The 242-nt window shown below is 73.1% G+C and carries 1 pseudogene; it reads left to right on the top strand.

Features of this window, described 5'->3' with window-relative positions:
• A pseudogene (locus BJQ90_RS19370) lies at window positions 1–242 on the top strand (endonuclease); the annotation flags it as partial.

The following is a 242-nucleotide window of genomic DNA, read 5'->3' as shown; positions in this document are numbered from 1 at the left end:
CGGCGGCGTTGAAGGTGCGGCTGGGCGCGGACTACGTGCGGGCCGCCCGGGCCCTGACGCCCCCGTCGTTGCGGGACACCTGCCAGGAGATGGCCCTGACCGCCGAAGTCGCCGGTGTCCTGACCGTCAGCGAACGGACCGCCGACGCGTTCCTGGGCGACTGCCAGGCACTGACCACGTCACTGCCGCTGACCCTGGCGGCCCTGCAGGCCGGGACGATTTCCTGGCAGCACGCCCGGATC

The sequence above is a fragment of the Arthrobacter sp. SO3 genome (assembly GCF_020532825.1).
In the GTDB taxonomy this organism is placed as follows: Bacteria; Actinomycetota; Actinomycetes; order Actinomycetales; family Micrococcaceae; genus Arthrobacter.
This window is presented reverse-complemented; position numbering and strand designations above follow the sequence as displayed.